Here is a 14,295-nt window from a genome sequence, read left to right as displayed (position 1 = left end):
GAAAGCAGCCGATGCCAGTATCCCATACCGCGCGCCGGGCGTTCGCCATCGGCGCTCGACTCGGTCCCGCCCGCGGCGCGAACGCGGGTCTCGCGGCGGCGCGGGCACGACGATCGAGACTCGGTCAGGCGGGCAGTTCGGGGAACCAGAGGGCGATCTCCCGCTTGGCCGATTCGGGTGAATCGGAGCCGTGGACCAGGTTCTCCTGGGTCTCCAGAGCGAAGTCTCCGCGAATGCTGCCGGGCACGGCCTTTTCGACCGGGTCGGTGCCGCCCGCGATCTGGCGGAACGCGGCGATGGCGCGCGGGCCCTCCAAGATGGCCGCGACGACCGGGCCCGAGGTGATGAACTCGATCAGGGACCCGAAGAACGGCTTCTCGGCGTGCTCGGCGTAGTGGCCCTTGGCCAGTTCCTCCGACACGTGCTTCAGCTCCAGGGCGACGATCTTCAGGCCCTTGCGCTCGATCCGTGCCAGCACCTCGCCGACAAGGCCACGGGCCACACCGTCCGGCTTGATGAGTACCAACGTCTGCTCAGTCACGGCGCACAGCCTATCCGGCATACTTCCGGGCACCGCACCAGCGGTCGGCTGATCGGCTTCCCGGGCGCTCGGCAGGGAGACCTCCGCTGGAAAAAGTGCGACCGGCAGCGTCCTTGGCGGCCCTGCGGCTACGACCGCTGGATGCGCTGGCTCGGCAGCAGCCCTTTCTCCATCCGGCCGCGCACGTCGGCGCGCAGCACCAGGATGAAGCCCCAGACCACGGCGAACACCACACCGATGACGCCGATGGACACATGGATGAACGCGCCGAGCAGCACCAGGACCTGCAACCCGAGGTTGAACGGCAGCGCCCAGGACCGCCGCTGCAACCCGGCCCCGAGGAACATCACCACCGCGAGCACCACGAGATAGGTGCCGGACAACCAGGTCACGCCGCCGCCGACGTCGGCGACCACCGGCAACGCGAGCAACACCACGATCGCCTCGAGCACCAGCGTGCCCGCCATCACCCCACGGAAGCCCTTCCACGGGTCGGTCGCGGGCGCGGGCACCGACTGCTCGTCTCGTTCGGCCGGTTCGCTCATGCTGTGCCCTCCTCGGCATCCGCCGGGCTCGTGCGGTGACCGGCGCTCATGCGGTGGTTCCCGGTCCCACGATGGTCGAGTGGGCCGCGGTGCACGCACCTGGCGCTCACGCCGGGTCCTTTCCGAACAGCGCGCGAGCCGCGCCCGCCGTGACGACCGATCCCGTGATGATCACTCCCGCGCCGGACACCATCTCGCCCGCGTCGCCCACTTCCTCGGCGATCGCGATCGCGGTCTCCAGCGCGTCGGGCAGGGTGGCGGCGGATACCACGCGCTCGTCGCCGAACCGCTGGACCGCGAGGTCGGCGAGGGTCTCCACGTCCAGCGCGCGGGGCGACCCGTTGCTGGTGACGACGATCTCGTCGAACACCGGCTCCAGCGCGGTGAGGATGCCGTCGGCGTCCTTGTCACCGAGCACCGCGACCACGCCGACCAACTTGCGGAAGTCGAATTCGTCGGTCAGCGCCGCGGCCAGCGCCCGCGCGCCCGCCGGATTGTGCGCGGCGTCGATGAAGATGGTGGGCGCGCTGCGGATCCGCTCCATCCGCCCGGGACTGGTGACGCTCGCGAAGCCCGCGCGCACGGCGTCGATGTCGAGCCTGCGCTGCGCGCCCGCACCGAAGAAAGCCTCCACCGCCGCGAGCGCGAGCACCGCGTTGCGCGCTTGATGCTCGCCGTGCAACGGCAGGAAGATCTCGTCGTACACCCCGCCCAGGCCCTGCAACTCGAGTTGCTGCCCGCCCACCGCGATCTGCCGGGCGAGCACGCGGAACTCCGAGCCCTCGCGCGCGACCGCGGCGTCCACCTCGACGGCACGGCGCAGCAGCACCTCCATCGCCTCGGGTTCCTGCTGCGCGATCACCGCGACGTTGTCGCGCGGCACCAGGCTCTCCGGGGCGCGCTTGATGATCCCGGCCTTCTCCCCCGCGATCGAGGCCAGGTCCGGACCCAGGTAATCGGTGTGGTCCAGGCCGATCGGCGTGATCACCGCCACCTGCCCGTCGATGACGTTGGTGGCGTCCCAGGTGCCGCCCATTCCCGTCTCGACGACCGCGACATCGACCGGCGCCTCGGCGAAGGCGGCGTAGGCCATGCCGGTGAGCACCTCGAACTTGCTCATCGCGGGCCCGCCCGCGGCCGCCGACTGCTTGTCGATCATCTCGACGAACGGCAGCAGTTCGCGATAGATCTCCACATACCTCGCCGGGGTGATCGGCGCGTTGTCGATGCTGATCCGCTCGGTGGCCAGCTGCAGATGCGGACTGGTGATCCGGCCGGTGCGCCGATGCAGTGCGGTGAGCAGCGCGTCGATCATCCTGGTCACCGAGGTCTTGCCGTTGGTGCCCGCGATGTGGATCGCCGGATAGTTCTGCTGCGGCGAGCCGAGCAGATCCATCAGCGTGGCGATCCTGGTGAGCGACGGTTCGATCTTGGTCTCCGGCCAGCGCTGGTCGAGTTCCGCCTCGACCAGCGCCATCTCGGCCAGTTCCACCGGCGACGGACCGGAGCCGAGCCGCGCTCCGCCGCCACGGCCCTCGTCGTCGCCGTATTGCGGTTCCGGCTCGTGGTTCACTTGCCGCTCAACTCCGCCAGTCGGGCCCCGATGCGCGCCACCTCGTCCGCGGCGACCTGCTGCCTGCCGCGGATCTTCTCGACCACGTGGTCGGGCGCCTTGGCCAAGAACGCCTCGTTGCCGAGCTTGGCGGCGGTGCCATGGAGTTCCTTCTGCGCGGCGGCCAGATCCTTCTCCAGCCTGCGGCGCTCGGCGTCCAGGTCGACCGCGCCCGAGGTGTCCAGCTCCACGGTGACCGTCCCGGCGCTCAGGCGGACCTCCACCGACGCGGTCGCGGCGAAGCCCGCGTCCGGCTCGGTGAGCCGCGCCAGGTTGGCGACCGACGCCGCCTGCTCGCCGAGCCCCGCCTCGCCGACCCCGATCAGCTTGGCCGCGACCTTCTGCTTGTCCGCCAAGCCCTGGTCGCTGCGGAACCGCCGGATCTCCGTGATCAACCGCTGAGTGTCGGAGATACGTTGCGCCGCCTCCTGGTCCACGGGCACCCCGGAGGCCTGCGGCCACGGCGCGATCACGATCGACTCGCCGCCGGTCAGCGCCTGCCACAACGCCTCGGTGACGAACGGCACGACGGGGTGCAGCAGGCGCAGCACCGCGTCGAGCACGGTACCGAGCACCAACCGGGTCGCTTCCGCCCGCGCGCCGTCGGCGGCGAACTGCACCTTGGCCAGCTCGAGGTACCAGTCGCACAGCTCGTCCCAGGCGAAGTGGTAGAGCGCCTCGCACGCCTTGCCGAACTCGTAGGCGTCGAACGCGGCGTCCGCTTCGGCGCGCACCGCGTCCAGCCGGTCCAGGATCCAGCGATCGGCGTCGGTGAGCTGTGCGCGATCGGGCAGGTCGCCCACCCGCGCGCCGTTCATCAGCGCGAACTTCGTCGCGTTGAACACCTTGGTCACGAAACTGCGCGAGGCGAGCACATGCGGCTCGCCGACCGAGAGGTCGCCGCCGGGCTGCGCGCCGCGTGCGAGGGTGAAGCGCGTGGCGTCGGCGCCGAAGGCGTTGATCCAGTCCAGCGGGTCGATGCCGTTGCCGCGCGACTTGGACATCTTCTTGCCGAACTGGTCGCGGATCAGGCCGTGCAGGAACACGTCCTTGAACGGCACCTGCCGCGCGCCGCCCTTGCCCGTGGTCAGCACGGCGTCCTCGGCGACGTAGGTGCCGAACATCATCATCCGCGCCACCCAGAAGAACAGGATGTCGTAGCCGGTGACGAGCACGCTTGTGGGATAGAACTTCTCGAGTTCGGCGGTGGCGTGCGGCCAGCCCATCGTGGAGAACGGCCACAGGCCGGAGGAGAACCAGGTGTCGAGGACGTCCGGGTCCTGCACCCAGCCCTCGGGCGCCTGCTCGTCGGGCCCGACGCACACCACTTCGCCCTCGGGGCCGTACCAGATCGGGATGCGGTGGCCCCACCACAGCTGACGCGAGATGCACCAGTCGTGCATGTCGTCGACCCAGCCGAACCAGCGCGGCTCCTGGCTCTTGGGGTGGATCACGGTGTCGCCGCTGCGCACGGCGTCGCCTGCGGACTTGGCCAGCGACTCGACCTTCACCCACCACTGCATGGACAGGCGCGGCTCGATCGGCTCGCCGGTGCGCTCGGAGTGCCCCACGGAGTGCAGGTACGGCCGCTTCTCGGCGACCACGCGGCCTTCTCGCGTGAGCCGCTCGCGCACCTTGACGCGGGCCTCGAAGCGGTCCATGCCATCGAATTCGGTTCCGGTGCCGGTGATCCGGCCGCGCTCGTCCATGATCGTCGGCATCGGCAGCCCGTGCCGCAGACCCATCTCGAAGTCGTTGGGGTCGTGCGCCGGTGTGATCTTCACCGCGCCGGAGCCGAATTCGGGATCGACGTAGTCGTCGGCGATGATCGGGATCTGCCGTCCGGTGATCGGATGCTCCAGGGTCGTGCCGATCAGCGCCCGGTAGCGCGGGTCCTCCGGATGCACGGCCACCGCCGTGTCGCCGAGCATGGTCTCCACCCGGGTGGTGGCGACGACGACGTGCGGTTCGTCGTCGCGGAGCGAGCCGTAGCGCAGCGAGACCAGCTCGCCTTCCACGTCCTCGTACTTGACCTCGATGTCGGAGATCGCGGTGCGCAGTTCGGGCGACCAGTTCACCAGCCGCTCGGCGCGGTAGATCAGGCCCGCGTCGTAGAGCCGCTTGAACATCGTCTGCACGGCGCGCGACAGGCCTTCGTCCATCGTGAAGCGGTCCCGGCTCCAGTCGACGCCGTCACCGAGCGCGCGCATCTGCCACTGGATGGCGCCGCCGGATTCCCGCTTCCAATCCCAGACCTTCTGCACGAACAGTTCGCGGCCGAAGTCTTCCTTCGTCTTGCCGTCCACCGCGAGCTGCTTCTCCACCACGGTCTGGGTGGCGATGCCCGCGTGGTCCATGCCGGGCAGCCAGAGCACCTCGTACCCCTGCATCCGCTTGCGGCGCGACAGCGTGTCCATCAGGGTGTGGTCGAGCGCGTGGCCCATGTGCAGCGTGCCGGTGACGTTCGGCGGCGGCAGCACGATCGAGTAGGGCGGCTTGCCGCTGCCGGTGTCGGCGGTGAAATAGCCAGCGGCTACCCAGCGCTCGTACATCTCGGCCTCCACCTCGCTGGGAGTCCAGCTCTTGGGGAGGGCATCGGCACGATTACGCGTGTTGTCAGGGGCTGCGCTGGTCACCCCGCGATTCTAGAGCGCGTCGCCGCGCCGACTTCGGGTCGGTCGACCCCGCTCGCCGCTACCCGCGGATCCGCCGGGCGGCAGCGCTGCGGAAATCGGGCGGGATATCGGCCCGCGGGGCGCTCCGGACGAATCGCGCGGAGCGGTATTTCGCGACGGAGACAAAGAAAGGCGGAGTCTTCGGTGGATGAGGGACACCGAACACTCCGCCTATGCCAGTAGCTTACCGGCGATCCGAGGCCGGACTCGGAATCCATAAGCAATTCTCAGCTTCCGGCATTTTCTACCCCGGATATTCCCCTTATCGGGCCGGCACGGTGACGTCGGCCGACACCAAGTCGCCGTTGATCGCGATCGCGGCGGTCGAGCCCGCGCCCGCCGCGGAGATCACCTGCGCAGCCGGATCGCTCACATTACCGGCGGCCCATACGCCCGCCACGCTGGTGCGCCCGGTGGCGTCCGTCACCACCCAGCCGCTGTCGTCGAACGCACACCCGAGCGCCACCAGCACGTCGTCGTTGGCGCGGAAGGTCGGCGCGACGAACATCGCCGTCCTCGGCACCGCTCGCCCGTCGGTCAGCTCCACACCGCGCAGCCGGTCCTGCACCACGAACCGGGCGACCTCGCCGTCGAGCACCCGCACGCCGCGCGCGTCCAAGCGAGCACGGTCGTCGTCTGACAGTGGCATCGTGTTCGGGAAGAAAATGACGTCGTCCGACCACTGCGGCAGCAGCAGGGCCAAGTGCACCGCCCGCGCCGATGCGCCGGGTTCCCGCCCGCCGAGCACGCCGAGCGGCTGGTCACGCACCTCGTAGCCGTGGCAATAAGGGCAGTGCAGCACGTCGCGCCCCCATCGTTCGCGCACTCCGGGTAGCCGCGGCAGTTCGTCGCGCAGCCCGGTCGCGACCAGCAGGCGGCGCGCCCGCAGCGTCGCACCGCCCCGCAGCCGCAGCACGAACTCCGACTCACCCACCCGTTCCGCGCCGACGACGACATCGGAGATCACCTTTGCGCCGTAGCCCGCCGCCTCCTCGGCTCCGGCCGCCAGCAACTGCGCGGGCGGCATCCCGTCCCGGGACAGGAACCCGTGCATGTGCTCGGCGGGCGCGTTGCGCGGCGCGCCGCCTCCGACCACCGCGACCCGCCGCCGCGCCCGGGCCAGGACCAACGCCGCGGACAACCCCGCCGCACCGCCACCCACGATCACCACGTCATATGTCTCGCTCATCCGCGATCACCTCCACCGACACAGTGCCGTCGCTCGGCGCATATCAGCAACTATTGTTGCCAAATCCGGGACGACGCGGTGCACTGGTGACATGTCCACACCACCAGGCGTCGCCCAAGCCCTCGCCGACATCGGTCCGCGACTCAAAGCGCTGCGGACTCGACGCAACGTCACGCTCACCGCGCTGGCGGAAAGCACCGGGATCTCCAAGAGCACGCTGTCGCGGCTCGAGTCCGGCCAGCGAAAAGCCAGCCTGGAACTGCTGCTGCCGATCGCGATGGCCCACCAGGTGCCGTTGGACGAACTGGTGGCCGCACCGCGGATCGCCGACCCTCGGGTCCACACGACGGCACGGAAGATGAACGGGCTCAGCATTCTTCCGCTGACCCGGCAGCCGGGGCCGTTGCAAGCGTTCAAGATCATCATCCCGCCCGAGCGTGGCGAGCCCGACCCGAAGGTGCACGAGGGTTTCGAGTGGCTCTACGTCCTGTCCGGACGACTCCGGCTGGTGCTGGGCGAACACGATCTGGTGCTCGGCCCCGGCGAGGCCGCGGAATTCGACACCCGCCAACCGCATTGGTTCGGTAGCGCGGGCCGGGGACCGGTGGAAATTCTCAGCCTTTTCGGGTCCCAGGGTGAACGAATGCATCTTCGCGCGCGGTCGGCGGGCCGGAAACCCACATGAACCGATAGTGTCCGAAATGTCCAGTATTGCCGAAAGGACGAAACCTCGGGACTCTGGGAAGGGTGAACACCCCAGGCGCATCTCACTCGGCGAATCATCAAGAAAAACGGGGGTTTTCCCGGATGCCGAACCCGTCTCGGCTGCGGACGCTGGGAGAGGTGAACCCCCCGCTGGAAGCCGTGCCCGGGCACGCCCCCGAACCGCGACCGCCGATCCTGGTCCCGGATGCGCTGCACGATCTACGCGGTCGCGCGGTCGCGGAGATTCGATACCCCGCCGCGGCGGCGCTGATCGTCGCGGGCGTCCCCGGCGCGGGTAAGAGCACCGCCTTGCGCAAATTCTTCGGCGCCGACGCGGCGGCCACCGCACCGTCGCACAGTCCCGCCGGGGTGCTGGTGCTCGACTCGATGCAGGCGCGCAATCGCTGGCGGCCCAGACTCTGGTGGCTGCCCTACCTGCTGTGGCGTCCGGTGGTGCACGTGGCGCACTTCGTCGCTGTTCGCGCCGCGCTGCGTGAGGTCGACGGCCCGGTCGTCATCCACGACTGCGCCACCTTCCGGTGGGCGCGCGTTCTGATCGCGCGCTGGGCGGCGGGACGTGAATTGCACCTGCTCCTGCTCGATGTGCCCGCGCCGGTGGCCAGGGCGGGCCAGCACAGCCGCGGACGACGGATCAATCACGTGGCCTTCCGGCTGCACGTGCGCGGCTGGCGGCGATTGATGAGCGTGGTGGCGACGGAACCCGCGGCCCGCGGTTCCCGGTCGGTCGTCATCGTCGACCGCGCGGCCGTCGACCGCCTTGGGTGCGTGACCTTCGCCTGACCGGCGAAACCGCCGCCTCGGTGCGCCTCAGGGCACCAGGACGGTCAGTGCCGCCGGGACGGCCCTGATGGTGAGCGGCAGGGTGCCCGCCGGTTCGCCGTCGGCCGTGGCGGGCGCGCCCGTGGCGGTCAACGTGACGGCCGCGGCGCGGAACTGCTTGACCTCCGGGTGATTCTGGCGTTTCCCCGCCGACAGCGCGGGCAGCAAGCGCAGCATCTCCCGCCGCGACAGCGCGCCGACCACGGTCAAGTCGAGCAGTCCGTCGTCCATGATCGCGTCCGGGCAGATCAACATGCCGCCGCCGTAGGTGCGGGTGTTGCCGACCGCGACCATGACCGCCTCGGTCTCCAGCAGCGAGCCCATGCCGGGGTTGGTGAGCCCGTCGGTCACCGCGTCCACCAACTCGACGCGGTAGGGAACGGTGAAGCGCCCGGAGATCTCGGCCAGCGCGGCGACGGTATAGCGCAGCCTGCCTTTCGGCCAGCGCATCTCATTGGCGCGCAGCGTGACTCGCGCGTCGAATCCGGTGCCGGTCACCGTGGCGAACCACATCGGCGCGCCGGGCGACTCGATCCGGCCGAGATCGATCGTCCTGGTCCGCCCGCGCAGCACGAGCGCGGCGGCGGCGAGCGGGTTGTCGGTCGGCACACCGAGTTCCCTGGCCAGGTCGTTGCCGGTGCCCGCGGGAACCATGCCGAGCGGGACGCCGGTCTCCGCGACGGCCTGAAGGGTCAGGTTGATCAAGCCGTCGCCGCCGACGCAGACCACGGCATCGGGCGGCGCGTCGCCCGCGATGACATCTCGCACCTGCCGAACCGTTTCGGCGGCCGAGGGCGCGCACACCTCGGCGACCTCGGCGCCGCCCGCGCGGAGACGGGCGATCGCGGCGCTCGCCGCCGCGCCGCTCTTACCGTGCCCGGACCGCGGGTTGGTCACCACGGTGACCTTGCGTACCGGCGAATATTCGGTCACGGCACCAGCTTTCCCGGATTGAGGATGCCGGCCGGATCGAGTTCGGCCTTCACCGCGCGCAGGACGCGCACGCCGAGGTCACCCACTTCGTCCGGCAACCAGGGGCGGTGGTCGGTGCCCACCGCGTGGTGGTGGGTGATGGTGCCGCCCGCCGCGACGATGGCGTCGCCCGCGGCGCGTTTGGCGGCCTGCCACTGCGCCAGCGGGTCGTCCAACTGCTTGGCGACGACGGTGAAGTACAGCGACGCACCGGTCGGGTAGGTGTGCGAGATGTGGCACATGATCAGCGGGGGCGTCCCCTGCGCACTGAGCGAATCGGTCAGCGCCCCGGTCACCTTCTCCTTCAGCGCGCTCAGATTCGACCAAGTGGTGGCGGTTTCCAGCGTTTCACAGAGCACCCCGACATCCAGGAGCGCGTCGCGCAGGTACGGCGCGGCGAAACGACCGTGCTCCCATTCCCTGGCCGCTGTCTCGCCCAGGGCCGAGCCGCCCGCCGCGGCCAGCAGCGCACCCGCTTCGGCGCTGCGCGCGGCGACGTGCGCGGCACTGCCCTCGTAGGTGGTGACGGCCAGACATCCGGCCACCGGGTTGCCGCCGATATCGCCGGAGCGGGCGAGGTTGATCCCGGTCTCCGCCTCGTCGGACAGCCGGAGCACGGTCGGCGCCGCACCCTCCTGCACCACCGCGCGCAACGCTGCGGCGCCGGTCGCGAAATCGGGAAACGACCACGCCTGATAGGCGACGGTTTCCGGGACCGGGTGCACGCGCAAGGTGACCGCGGTGATCACGCCGAGCGTGCCCTCCGATCCGACGAACAGCTCACGCAGATCCGGGCCCGCCGCCGAGGCGGGGGCGCGTCCGAGGACGAGCGTGCCACTGGGCGTGGCGATCTCGAGCCGCTGCACCATGTCGTCGAAACGGCCGTAGCCCGCCGAAGCCTGGCCAGAGGATCGCGTCGCCGCGAAGCCGCCGATGGTGGCGAACTCGAAGCTCTGCGGGAAGTGCCCGAGGGAGAAGCCGTGCACGCCGAGCAGTTCCTCCGCGCGCGGGCCGGTGAGTCCCGCGCCCAGTGTGGCAGTGCCGCTGATCGGATCGATCGCGGTGATCGTATCCAGCCTGCGCAGATCGAGGGCGATCACGGCGTCGAAGCGACCGCGCACGGGTTCGACGCCGCCGACCACGCTGGTGCCGCCGCCGAACGGCACCACCGCGACGGCGTTCGCCGCGCAGTAGGCGAGCACGGCGAGCACCTCGTCGTGGTCGGCGGGGAAGACGACGGCGTCCGGCGCGTCCTGCGGGCCCTCGGCCCGGCGGCGCAGCAGATCGGGTGTGCTCTTCCCCCCTGCGTGCCGCAACCGATCGCGGTGGTCGGCCGACACGTTCCCGGAACCGACCACCTCGACCAACCCGGCTCGCCGCGCGGGCGTCAACGCCGATTCGCGCAGTGGCACGTCGCCCTCATCGCGGCGCGCCACCGGATCGCCGGACACCCCGAACACCTGCGTCAGCAGACCACGGATCCGCTCCGAAAGTGGCTGGTGCCCAGCCGGGATTCCCCAGGCATCCCAGACCATACTCGCCGCCGACCCGCTCACGCCGGTCTTTGCCGCGGAAGCCGAATCGCCCGCGGCGTGCTGCCGTGTTTCCACCATGCGTTACAGTTTGACATAGACTGTCAAGCAGTAACGAAGGTTCGGACCATTCCCCTGGTCGACGCCAGCCGTCGGCCGATCAACCCCCGGTGGTGACACCTTGACCGCTCCTGACGACTCCGCCGAGCGCCTCTCGGCGACCGACCTGGCGATCCTCGACGCCGCTCGCGCGTGCGTGGAGGAATTCGGCGTGCGCCGCACCACCCTCACCGAAGTGGCGCGGCGAGCGGGCGTCAGCAGGCCGACCGTCTACCGCCGCTGGCCGGACACCGGCGCGCTGGTGGCCGAGCTGCTGGTCCGCGAGCTGCGCGGGATCGTGGCGGCGACCATGCCGTCGGCGGGCAGCGCGCGCGTCAGGCTGGTCGAGGGCGTGGTCGCGGGAGCGGCGACGGTCCGGTCGAATCCCTTGTTCGGCAAGATCTTCCGTACCGACACCGATCTGATGCTCACCTACGTCTTCGGCAGGCTGGGGCGCAACCAGCGCGCTCTGATCGAGCTGTTCGCGGCGGGTATCCGCGACGGCCACCGGGACGGCTCCATTCGCGGGGGCGACCCGGAACGGATGGCCACGATGCTGCTGCTGATCGCCCAATCCGCGGTGCAATCGGCGGGCACCGTCGCGCCGCTGCTGGCGGGCGAGCATCTCGACGCCGAACTCCGTCGCGCGATCGACGGGTACCTGGACGACCACACCCGGGAGACGACCGAGGACACCGACCGGAGACAAGCGCGATGAGCCGTCTTCGCACCCTTCTCGCCGTAACCGAAAGGCATTGTGATGAGCACTGATCCGGGGCACACCGGGGACTCCGCGTTGAACGCCGCCCGCCGTGCGGCGGATCTGTCCCGGCTCGGCGACGGCGCCGAGGTCGACGTGCTGGTGATCGGCGGTGGCGTCACCGGCGCGGGCGCGGCGCTGGACGCCGCGGCCCGCGGGCTGCGCACCGTGCTGGTGGAACGCCACGACCTGGCCTTCGGCACCAGCCGCTGGAGTTCCAAGCTGGTGCACGGCGGCCTGCGCTATCTCGCGAGCGGCCGCGTCGGCATCGCCCACGAAAGCGCCTCGGAGCGCGGCATTCTCATGCGCACCACGGCGCCACATCTGGTGCGCCCGCTGCCCCAACTGGTCCCGCTGCTGCCGAATATCGGCACGACGCAAGCCGCACTGGTGCGCGCCGGTTTCCTGGCGGGTGATCTGTTGCGGCGTGGTGCGGGCACCCCCGCGGCGCTGCTGCCCCGGTCCCGGCACGTCGCCGCCGCGGAGGCGGTACGGCTCGCACCGACCGTGCGCCGCGCGGACCTGCGCGGCGGGCTGCAGGCATGGGACGGACAGCTGGTCGACGACGCGCGCTTGGTCGTCGCACTGGCGCGCACCGCGGCGGCCAACGGCGCGCGCATTCTGACCCGCGTCGAAGCGCTCGACGTGACCGGGAATTCGGCGACCCTGCGTGACACGCGCACCGGCGAGACCCTGGCGGTGCGGCCCCGCGCCGTGGTGAACGCCACCGGAGTCTGGGCCGATCAGGTGGATTCCAGCATCCGGCTGCGCCCGAGCCGCGGCACCCACCTGGTGTTCTCCGCCGCGTCCTTCGGCGGCCTGTCCGCGGCGCTCACCGTACCGGTGCCCGGCAGCATCGGCCGCTTCGTCTTCGCCTTCCCCGCCGCGCACGGCCGGGTGTACCTGGGGTTGACCGACGAGGACGCGCCGGGCCCGGTTCCCGACGAGCCGAAGGCCACCGACGGCGAGATCGATTTCCTGCTCGAGACCATCAATCCCGCCCTGCGCGAGCCGCTGACCCGCGCCGATATTCGCGGCTCCTACGCCGGGTTGCGCCCACTGCTGGAGACCGCCGACGACAGCACCGCCGACATCTCGCGCAAACACGCGGTGCTGCGTTCCCCGAGCGGGATCGTCACCATCGTGGGAGGCAAACTCACCACCTACCGCAAGATGGCCGAGGACGTGATCGACGCCGCCGTCACGCACAACGGTCTCGCCGCGGCACCGTGCCGCACCCGGCGGCTACCACTGGTAGGCGCGGTCTCCGGAGCGGCGCGCGACCGCATCGACGCGCCGCCGGTGCTGATCGAACGCTACGGCGGTGAGGCGGACGCCGTGCTGGCCGCGGCGCGCCGCGATCCTGCCCTCGCCGAGCCGGTCGCGCCCGGAATCGACGTACTCGGAGCCGAATTCGCGTTCGCGGTGTCCCACGAGGGCGCGCTGGAGGCCGACGACCTGCTGGATCGGCGCACGCGCATCGGCCTGATCGCCGAAGATCGGGCCGCCGCGGCGCCCGCGGCCGTACGCGCCCTCGCCTGACGGCACGACGCGTCCGGGCGGCTCAGTCCATCGACCATGCGGACAGTTCCGCGCGCATGCACGCGCGCGGCCAGCGGTCGAGGCCGTGGGCCTGCTCGGCGGCGCGCAGCGCGACCAGCCCCGGCGTCTCCTCCCACGCCGACAGGTACCGGAAGCCGAGCCGCTCGTAATACGGCCCGTTCCATGGCACCTCGGTGAACGTCGTCAGCGTCATCGCGGGTAGGCCCGCGACGGCGGCCCATCGGGCGGCCCGGTCGAGCAAGCGCTTGCCGATCCGGCGCCGGGCGTGATCCGGGCGCACCGAGACCTGCTCGATGTGGGCGTTCCCGTCGACCACTGCCGCGACGAGGTAGCCGATCGGCAGGTCGTCGTCGGTCCACACCCAGGCCCGCCCGGCCTGCTGGAACTGTCGCAGAGTCGCCAGCGAGGGCGGTTCGTCGTCGGCCACGGTCGTCATCCCGATTCGCGCGAACGGCTCGCCCGCCGCGCGCTCGATGTCCTGGAGCACGGGGAGGTCTCGGGATGTCGCGGGTCGGATCACCGGCCCATTGTCGGTCCGCCCCCACGACATGAACCAGCGAATTTCACTGCGCCCGCGTGGCGAGGATGCCGTTGAGCAGCACTTGCACGGCCCAGGCCGCGCGCGCCGCACCGCCGCCCGCCAGCAGAGCCTCCCGCATGGCCACGACGGTCGGATAGCGGTCGGCGGGCAGTTCGGCGAAGCGACGCTCGATCGCGGCGAGGTACTCCTGCTCGCTGCCGCCCCCGATGCGGTGCGCACTCTGTTCGGACGCCGACGCGGTGATGTGCAGGAACAGCAGGTCCACCGCCCACGACGCGGTCAGCTCGTCCAGTCCCGCCTCGGTGAGCGCACCGAGCATCAGCTCCACCAGCCGCAGGGCGTTCGGACTGCTCGGAATCACACCGAGCGCGACGAGCGCCAGCCCTTCGTGCCTGCTCATCGCCGCCACCGTGGCATCGACCAGCTCGGTGAGCCGCTCGCGCCAGCTCGCCCAGGCGGGCTCGGGGACGGAACCGAGGACATGGTCGAGCATGGCGGCCATCAGATCGTCGCGATTGGCGACGTATACGTACAGCGAGGCGGCGCCGGTGTCCAAGTCCTGTGCGACCCGGCGCATGGTCAGCGCCGCCGCTCCATCCCGGTCCAGGATGCGCAGGCCGGTCTCGACGATCACCTCGCGGCTCAGCGGAGCTTTGGCCGGGCGGGCCCTGCGGCTGACGGCTGCTGCGCTCATGAGCCGAGCATAACGAGGGACGAACGC

General features: G+C 70.7%; 13 protein-coding genes. 4 read left to right on the top strand and 9 right to left on the bottom strand.

Going from position 1 to position 14,295, the window contains the following annotated elements:
* Positions 1 to 124: 124 nt before the first annotated feature.
* The 5 genes from ndk to ACL03I_RS19600 form a co-directional block, all read right to left on the bottom strand.
* Positions 125 to 541: a nucleoside-diphosphate kinase gene (gene ndk, locus ACL03I_RS19620; protein WP_355072286.1), complete on the bottom strand. Its 417-nt coding sequence runs from the start codon at positions 539 to 541 to the stop codon at positions 125 to 127.
* A gap of 128 nt (positions 542 to 669) precedes the next feature.
* Complete coding sequence (locus ACL03I_RS19615; protein WP_355072284.1) at positions 670 to 1,086, bottom strand: DUF4233 domain-containing protein; 417 nt, start codon at positions 1,084 to 1,086, stop codon at positions 670 to 672.
* Between the two features lie 106 nt (positions 1,087 to 1,192).
* Complete coding sequence (folC, locus tag ACL03I_RS19610) at positions 1,193 to 2,578, bottom strand: bifunctional tetrahydrofolate synthase/dihydrofolate synthase (RefSeq protein WP_412806676.1); 1,386 nt, start codon at positions 2,576 to 2,578, stop codon at positions 1,193 to 1,195.
* A gap of 77 nt (positions 2,579 to 2,655) precedes the next feature.
* Positions 2,656 to 5,334: a valine--tRNA ligase gene (locus ACL03I_RS19605; protein WP_412806634.1), complete on the bottom strand. Its 2,679-nt coding sequence runs from the start codon at positions 5,332 to 5,334 to the stop codon at positions 2,656 to 2,658.
* Positions 5,335 to 5,635: 301 nt separating this feature from the next.
* A complete protein-coding gene (locus ACL03I_RS19600) occupies positions 5,636 to 6,562 on the bottom strand; it encodes an NAD(P)/FAD-dependent oxidoreductase (RefSeq protein WP_412806633.1) in 927 nt (308 codons plus the stop codon).
* Positions 6,563 to 6,653: 91 nt separating this feature from the next.
* Here ACL03I_RS19600 and ACL03I_RS19595 point away from each other — a divergent pair, with 91 nt between their 5' ends.
* Both ACL03I_RS19595 and ACL03I_RS19590 read left to right on the top strand, forming a co-directional pair.
* On the top strand, positions 6,654 to 7,247 hold the full coding sequence (locus tag ACL03I_RS19595; RefSeq protein ID WP_355072278.1) for a helix-turn-helix domain-containing protein: 594 nt from the start codon (positions 6,654 to 6,656) through the stop codon (positions 7,245 to 7,247).
* A 122-nt stretch (positions 7,248 to 7,369) separates the two neighbouring features.
* Entirely contained in the window at positions 7,370 to 8,068 is a 699-nt protein-coding gene (locus tag ACL03I_RS19590) for a hypothetical protein (RefSeq protein ID WP_355072276.1), read from the top strand.
* 27 nt (positions 8,069 to 8,095) lie between these two features.
* On the opposite strand, the gene ACL03I_RS19585 is transcribed toward ACL03I_RS19590, so the two are convergent.
* Positions 8,096 to 9,040: a diacylglycerol kinase gene (locus ACL03I_RS19585; protein WP_412806632.1), complete on the bottom strand. Its 945-nt coding sequence runs from the start codon at positions 9,038 to 9,040 to the stop codon at positions 8,096 to 8,098.
* Positions 9,037 to 10,614, bottom strand: coding sequence for an FAD-binding oxidoreductase (locus ACL03I_RS19580; protein ID WP_412806675.1), 1,578 nt, complete (start codon positions 10,612 to 10,614; stop codon positions 9,037 to 9,039). The genes ACL03I_RS19585 and ACL03I_RS19580 overlap by 4 nt, the downstream gene beginning before the upstream one ends.
* A gap of 178 nt (positions 10,615 to 10,792) precedes the next feature.
* On the opposite strand from ACL03I_RS19580, the gene ACL03I_RS19575 reads away from it, so the two are divergent.
* On the top strand, positions 10,793 to 11,428 hold the full coding sequence (locus ACL03I_RS19575; protein ID WP_355072272.1) for a TetR/AcrR family transcriptional regulator: 636 nt from the start codon (positions 10,793 to 10,795) through the stop codon (positions 11,426 to 11,428).
* A 42-nt stretch (positions 11,429 to 11,470) separates the two neighbouring features.
* The gene (locus ACL03I_RS19570) at positions 11,471 to 13,012 is read left to right on the top strand and encodes a glycerol-3-phosphate dehydrogenase/oxidase (protein ID WP_412806631.1); all 1,542 of its coding nucleotides are present in this window, start codon (positions 11,471 to 11,473) and stop codon (positions 13,010 to 13,012) included.
* A gap of 22 nt (positions 13,013 to 13,034) precedes the next feature.
* Here ACL03I_RS19570 and ACL03I_RS19565 read toward each other — a convergent pair whose 3' ends face one another.
* Together ACL03I_RS19565 and ACL03I_RS19560 are read right to left on the bottom strand one after the other, a co-directional pair.
* The gene (locus ACL03I_RS19565; protein ID WP_412806630.1) at positions 13,035 to 13,553 is read right to left on the bottom strand and encodes a GNAT family N-acetyltransferase; all 519 of its coding nucleotides are present in this window, start codon (positions 13,551 to 13,553) and stop codon (positions 13,035 to 13,037) included.
* A gap of 43 nt (positions 13,554 to 13,596) precedes the next feature.
* A complete protein-coding gene (locus ACL03I_RS19560) occupies positions 13,597 to 14,268 on the bottom strand; it encodes a TetR/AcrR family transcriptional regulator (RefSeq protein WP_355072266.1) in 672 nt (223 codons plus the stop codon).
* Positions 14,269 to 14,295: the final 27 nt, after the last annotated feature.

The organism is Nocardia sichangensis, from assembly GCF_047200615.1.
Classification (GTDB): Bacteria; Actinomycetota; Actinomycetes; order Mycobacteriales; family Mycobacteriaceae; genus Nocardia; species Nocardia sichangensis.
Note: the sequence above shows the minus strand (reverse complement) of the source record. Positions and strands in the feature narration are given on the sequence as shown.

Bases quoted from the DNA above. Each gene is read 5' to 3' on its own strand.
- ACL03I_RS19615 (WP_355072284.1), bottom strand. From the start codon at position 1,086: ATGAGCGAACCGGCCGAACGAGACGAGCAGTCGGTGCCCGCGCCCGCG.
- ACL03I_RS19600 (WP_412806633.1), bottom strand. From the start codon at position 6,562: ATGAGCGAGACATATGACGTGGTGATCGTGGGTGGCGGTGCGGCGGGG.
- ACL03I_RS19595 (WP_355072278.1), top strand. From the start codon at position 6,654: ATGTCCACACCACCAGGCGTCGCCCAAGCCCTCGCCGACATCGGTCCG.
- ACL03I_RS19590 (WP_355072276.1), top strand. From the start codon at position 7,370: ATGCCGAACCCGTCTCGGCTGCGGACGCTGGGAGAGGTGAACCCCCCG.
- ACL03I_RS19580 (WP_412806675.1), bottom strand. From the start codon at position 10,614: ATGGTCTGGGATGCCTGGGGAATCCCGGCTGGGCACCAGCCACTTTCG.
- ACL03I_RS19570 (WP_412806631.1), top strand. From the start codon at position 11,471: ATGAGCACTGATCCGGGGCACACCGGGGACTCCGCGTTGAACGCCGCC.
- ACL03I_RS19560 (WP_355072266.1), bottom strand. From the start codon at position 14,268: ATGAGCGCAGCAGCCGTCAGCCGCAGGGCCCGCCCGGCCAAAGCTCCG.